Here is a 3,163-nt window from a genome sequence, read left to right as displayed (position 1 = left end):
GCCAGTGTCGAGGGTCTTTCCTACGAGGATGTGGTGGTCGTTCTGTTTGAGGCTGATCCCCCGCCGGTCGTGCGCTCAGCGGGCCCGCCAATGGCGGAGTTTTTCGGCATCCGGTATACCGCGGACTCGACGGATCACATTCTCATGGTGGCCGGCGGCCTCGTCGTCCTGCTGCTGCTCGCGCTGGCTGGCAATGGTTACTTCCTGTGGCGCCAGCACAGGGATCGCACCGCAGCGGGCAGCCTGCCGGCGACGGTGGATGGCTGAAAACCCACCCGGCGCAGCAGTGGCGGCTTTGGCCGTGCAGCCTTGGGTGGCGGCGGCGGTCTCCTTCAATCTTTCTCCTTTGAAGGATCTCGACGAGAGCTGGCTGCAGACCCTGCCCAATGGAAATCTGGTGCCACACTTGCGCGGCGCTGCCGCCGAGCGCTGGGTCTCGCGCCACCTGCTCGATGCCTTCGACCTCTCCGGGCGCTACTGGGAGGACTTCTCCGCGCCGCGCGCGCGTCTGGCTCTCTTGGACCGCGCCGCCCTGCAGACTGTGCTCTTCCACGTTGGCTTGGTTCTGCGCGCCGGCGAATTCCGCAACCTGCTGGACGGTGCGCGGGTGAAGGCGCTGCGCGACGAAGTCGGGCCGGCTGCCTACGACTTCGCGGTGAAGACGGCGCCGCTCTACGGCGCAACCCCGGCCTTCGACTACGAGCCGGAGCCCAATACCGGCATGAGGGAGCGCTTGCTGCTGACCGGGGCGCTACATTCCCTACATCGTGGCGCTGCGGCCGACCCGGCCTACATAACGCGCGTCGCTTTCAAGTTGCCGGTCTCGCTCTGTCGTTGCCTGATGAAGGCGGTTTCGGCGCTCCCACCGGAAACCAGCTGGCCGGCACCGGGTGACACTCTGCCCCACCTCACCCGGCGCATTGTGAAGGATATGGCTCCGCAATGGCTGACTTTGTTCGACTGACCGCTGATCACCCGAAGCTCGACGGCGGGCGGCGCGTCCTGCGGGCGGCCGACTACCAGAAGACCGTGACGGCGGCGGAGCTGATTTCCGAGGCGGAAGCCAAGGCAGCAGCGATCCAGGCTGCGGCACAGGCCGAGTACGATGCGCTAAAGGCGCGCGGCTATGACGACGGTATGGCCGAAGCGAAGGCCGAAGTGGCCGAGCAGATCGTGACCATCGTTACCCGCTCGGTCGATTTTATGGCCAATGCGGAACGCGATATTGCGCGCACCGTACTCGTTTGCCTGCGCAAGGTGCTGGGTGAATTCACAGAGGAAGAGCTCGTACTGCGCCAAGCACGCGCAGCGCTTCATGTCGTGCGCAGCGAGCCACGCGTTACCTTGCGGGTGCGCCCGGAGGTGGAGGAGAACCTGCGTGAGCGCCTGGGCGAGATCCTGCGCGGCCAGGGTGAGGTGAGTTTCCTGGAGATCGTCGCCGATGAGGGCATGGAGCGCGGCGGCTGCCGCCTGGAGACCGAGGTCGGCGTCGTCGATGCAAGCCTGGATCTACAGCTGAAAGCCCTGGAGAAGGCCATCCTGTCGCGGGTGGAAAAGGCGGGGCCTGCCGGGTAGAGCCCCGACGATGCCTCCTGATCCGGGCGACGCCGAACACGAACTGTGGGCGATTGCAGTGCTGGATGCCGGCTGGGGTGGGGGGCCGGGAAGGCCGGCCTCACACTTTGAGACTGCCAGCCAGGACGCTTCTGCCCTGCCCAACCTGCTCAGTGGTCTGCGCGTAACTCTGATTCACATCTTTGACGGCGTCCTCGATGTCCTTCGGGTTGATTTCCTCTTGCAGACTGCCGGAGAACTCCGCATCCGCCTTATGACGCTCTTCGTCCGCAGAGATGTTGCCGTCCTGAAACTTTTCGACACCTTGAACCATCTCGGTTCCTCCGCTTGCCGTCTTGTCCCACATATTTGCTTTGGTTGACGCCATCATCATCGCGCCTTCGCTGGATCCGGCATTCATGGAGATGCCATAACCGATGGCAGCGGTCCCCACATCTGCAACGCCTTCGCCGATTGAGAATCCCAGGGCGTTCGCCCCCTTATCCTCCTCGTCCTGCGCTGCGTCCATATTTGAGTCATAAGTAGCCTGGCGCAGGTCCATCTCGGTGCCGTGGAAGGCCGCTTTCTCTTCGTCCAGGGATTTTCGCAGGCCATCCGTGGCCTTGCCCACCAGTCCGATCAGGTCGAAGGTGGGTTCTGTATCCAGGTCGGCAAAGCAACTGACGGCCTCACGGATCTGGTCATTGATGGCCTGCGGCGGGTGATCGAGATCGTGCTGCTGCGGCGGCTCGTCCTGCGGCAGGCCATCGGTATGGCTTACCCGGACGCCATCGTCTTCAATGTTTCCGCGGCCGGCCTTGGGTGAGGCCTTGCCGCTTTCCTTGATGCCGACTTCTTTCTCTGCCGGGTAACTCGGGCCGGCCTGGGGATTGCTTGTGATTGGTCCGGTCGTCATGGTTTGTCTCCTCGATGTGCTCTCATTCAGGCGGTGCCGTCGCGGCCGGCAGCACCAATAGCGCCGGCTGTAGCCTGTCCCTGGGTTAGGAAGCTGGTGTTGATTTTGCCCATTTCCTTGAAAGAATCGGTCAGCGCGCTGCAGATGTTCGTCAGGTTGTCCTGATTGTCGCTCCTTGAGCTCTCCTCAAACTGGATGTAAGCGTCGGTACGCTGCATATCCGCTTGCACGGAGTCCTGCTTTCTCTCGATGAAACCCGTCTCGACCTTTACCTCGCCCTGCTGCGTCTGGCCGCCGAGTTTCAAGGTTGCGCCAACTCGCCGGCTAATCTTGATGGCCGCCCGCTGCTGCGGGCTTAGCCCTTCCGTCCGCGCCCCCTGAACGCCCTCGTCGGAGGCAGCATCGGCCACCGAGTCGGATCCATCCGGTTTATTGGCCTGCTTGGCTCCATCGCGGGTCTTATTGAGGCCCTCGGCCAGGTCGTCAGCCACGTCGTCAGCCACGTCATCGATCGAGTCGGCGACATCGTCAATCTTCCCGGCAGCGGCCGAGACCGGTGCCGCGGCGTCGTCGACTGAGCCTGCCTCCGCCAGCTGGGCGCCGTCCCCAGCGGCACTGCCCGCCTGGTCCGAGAAGGCCGCGGCCGGTCCGACCTCCACAGTGGCCTCGGTGACCTCGGCGACGTCGATGCCG

At 64.0% G+C, this 3,163-nt stretch carries 5 protein-coding genes; 3 read left to right on the top strand and 2 right to left on the bottom strand.

The window, feature by feature from the left end:
- From Q0982_RS09830 to Q0982_RS09820, 3 genes are all read left to right on the top strand, one after another.
- The coding region (locus tag Q0982_RS09830) for a hypothetical protein (protein ID WP_299394761.1) at window positions 1-267 on the top strand (267 nt) is incomplete at its 5' end.
- A complete protein-coding gene (locus Q0982_RS09825; protein ID WP_299394758.1) occupies window positions 260-964 on the top strand; it encodes a SctK family type III secretion system sorting platform protein in 705 nt (234 codons plus the stop codon). The genes Q0982_RS09830 and Q0982_RS09825, both read left to right, overlap by 8 nt.
- A complete protein-coding gene (locus tag Q0982_RS09820; protein ID WP_299394757.1) occupies window positions 943-1,575 on the top strand; it encodes an HrpE/YscL family type III secretion apparatus protein in 633 nt (210 codons plus the stop codon). Before Q0982_RS09825 ends, Q0982_RS09820 begins: the two co-directional genes overlap by 22 nt.
- A gap of 100 nt (window positions 1,576-1,675) precedes the next feature.
- Here Q0982_RS09820 and Q0982_RS09815 read toward each other — a convergent pair whose 3' ends face one another.
- Entirely contained in the window at window positions 1,676-2,470 is a 795-nt protein-coding gene (locus Q0982_RS09815; protein ID WP_299394754.1) for a hypothetical protein, read from the bottom strand.
- A gap of 26 nt (window positions 2,471-2,496) precedes the next feature.
- The coding region (locus Q0982_RS09810) for a hypothetical protein (protein WP_299394752.1) at window positions 2,497-3,163 on the bottom strand (667 nt) is incomplete at its 5' end.

Source organism: Pelagibius sp. (assembly GCF_028281305.1).
GTDB lineage: Bacteria > Pseudomonadota > Alphaproteobacteria > Kiloniellales > Kiloniellaceae > Pelagibius.
This window is presented reverse-complemented; position numbering and strand designations above follow the sequence as displayed.

Coding starts and splice junctions, on each gene's coding strand:
- Q0982_RS09825 (WP_299394758.1), top strand. CDS start 260: ATGGCTGAAAACCCACCCGGCGCAGCAGTGGCGGCTTTGGCCGTGCAG.
- Q0982_RS09815 (WP_299394754.1), bottom strand. CDS start 2,470: ATGACGACCGGACCAATCACAAGCAATCCCCAGGCCGGCCCGAGTTAC.
- Q0982_RS09820 (WP_299394757.1), top strand. CDS start 943: ATGGCTGACTTTGTTCGACTGACCGCTGATCACCCGAAGCTCGACGGC.